Here is a 2,467-nt window from a genome sequence, read left to right on the forward strand (position 1 = left end):
ACCCATCCCCACAATCACCACCGGATCATCCGCAACCGACGGCAACACCCCAACAGAACCTCCACCGTCCACCACACGAACCACCCCAGCCAACAACTCCTCCAGAAGGTGATCCGCCAGCACCTGGGGAGTGGGGTAGTCGAACACCAGCGTTGCTGCAAGCCGCGACCCCGTTGCCGTACTCAACCCATTACGCAGCTCCACCGCCATCAATGAGTCGAATCCCAGGTCGCGGAAAGCCCGCGCAGGATCAACCACCGTGGGGCTGTCGTGGCCCAGCACCTTGGCGACCTGGCTCCGCACCACATCCAGCAACAACGCCCGACGCCCGGCCTCGTCCAGCCCACTCAACCGCTGAACCAGGCCAGTCGAAGCAGCAGCGCCCCCCGCCGCACGCCGCGTACGGATCAGACCCCGCAGGAGCGGGGGCACCTCACCCCGGGCCCGTACCGCAGCCAGGTCCAATCGCAGCGGCAACACCACCGCTTCCCCGGACCCCATCGCAGCATCGAACAACCCCACGCCCTGTTCCACGGACACCGGCGGGAAGCCGGCACGAACCATGCGCTCCCGGTCTACATCTGTGAGCTCACCGGTCATCCCACTGGGCAGATCCCACGCGCCCCACGCCAACGACACACCCGGCAGCCCAAGCCCACGCCGGTACTCCACCAACGCATCCAAAAACGCATTCGCCGCCGCATAGCCGCCCTGCCCCGCACTCCCCAACACCCCCGCTGCCGAAGAGAACACCACAAACGCCGACACCTCACCCACCAACTCATGCAAATACCACGCCGCATCCACCTTCGGCCGCAACACCGCACCCACCCGCTCCGGCGTCAACCCACCAACCACCCTGTCATCCAACACACCCGCCGCATGCACCACCCCAGACACCTCACGCCCTTCAAGCGCCCCAGCCAATTCCTCACGGTCCGCCACATCACACGCCACCACCTCAACCCGCGCACCCACCTCACCCAGTTCCGCGACGAGTTCAAGTGCCCCAGGTGTCTCAAGCCCACGCCGCGACAGCAACAACAGATCCCGCACACCATGCTCAGCCACCAGATGCCGCGCCACCACCGCACCCAGACCACCCGTACCACCCGTAATCAACACCGACCCCGACCCAGACCACACCGGAGCCGCCGAACCAGACACCCCCACCCGCACCAACCGAGGAACCACAACACGCCCATCACGAACCCCAACCTCCGGCTCCGCCAAACCCAAAACCTGAGACCACAGCGACGTCGAAAGCTTCTGACCACCCCCAACATCCAACATACTGATCCGACCCGGATGCTCCGCCTGCGCCGACCGCAACAGACCCCACACCGACGCCACAGCCAGACCATCAACATCCCGCGCAGCAACCGCACCCCGGCTCACCACCACCAACCGGGAACCGGCGAAACGCTCGTCCGCCAACCACTCCTGCACCAGCGCCAAAACCGAAAGCACCCCGGCACGCACACCACCCGCCACACCACCGGCCGCCACTTCCGCACCAACATCGACCCCGACCAGCACCACCTCAGGCACCGAGCCATCCACCTCAGCCAACGCAGCCAGTTCCGCGCATACCTGGACCTCGGAACCCATCTCCCTGAGCGCATTGGCCAGGCTCTCATCCGAGCCCACCACCGCAACCTTGAACGGAGCACCTTCGACTGGCTCCAACACGGGAGCCCACTCCACCCGGAACAGTGAATCGCGGTCGGATCGTGCTGAATCGTCCAGCTGGCCAGGAGCTATCGGGCGGGTGACGAGAGACTCGATCGATGCGACTAGATCGCCTGCACTGTCAACGATCACAAGCGACATCGCGGCCCGGTCATTGGGCGTCAGCCGCACCCGAACCACCGTGGCCTCAGAGGCGTGGAGCGTCACGCCCTCCCAGGAGAACGGTAGTCCCGCGCTCTGCTCGCTCCGGCTTCCGTCGGCCCCCATGGCATGCAGTACGGCATCCAGCAGAGCCGGGTGGACACCGAACCCACCTGCCTGCGCCTCACCCGGCAGTTCGACCTCAGCGAACACATCATCGCCATGCCTCCACACAGCCCGCAGCCCCTGGAACCCAGGACCGTAGTCAAAGCCCTGTTCCGCAAGACACTCGTAGCGGTCGCTGAGATCAACTGACGCAGCACCCGCAGGGGGCCATACGGTCACGTCGAACGGGATGCCTGACTGGCTTCCCTGGGGAGCCTTACTCGCAGCCAACAGACCCGTCGCATGCTGTGTCCACGGCAGTTCCTCGGAGCTCTCTCCCCGGGCATAGATCGTCACCGATCGATACCCGGAGGCATTCGCAGCGCCGACGGACACCTGGATCTGCACCGAGCCCTGCTCGGGCAGCACCAGGGGGGCTGAGAGGGTCAACTCCTCGATCCGCCCGCACCCCACCTCGTCACCGGCCCGGACAGCCAACTCAACGAATGCGGTACCCGGCAGCAGAACG

Annotated in this window: 1 protein-coding gene; it reads right to left on the minus strand. The window is 65.7% G+C overall.

Going from position 1 to position 2,467, the window contains the following annotated elements; translation table 11 throughout:
• Positions 1-2,467, minus strand: a 2,467-nt coding sequence (locus JK363_RS41130; protein WP_201883442.1) for a type I polyketide synthase, incomplete at both ends; no start/stop codon positions are given.

Source organism: Streptomyces coffeae (genome assembly GCF_016741875.1).
Classification (GTDB): domain Bacteria; phylum Actinomycetota; class Actinomycetes; order Streptomycetales; family Streptomycetaceae; genus Streptomyces; species Streptomyces coffeae.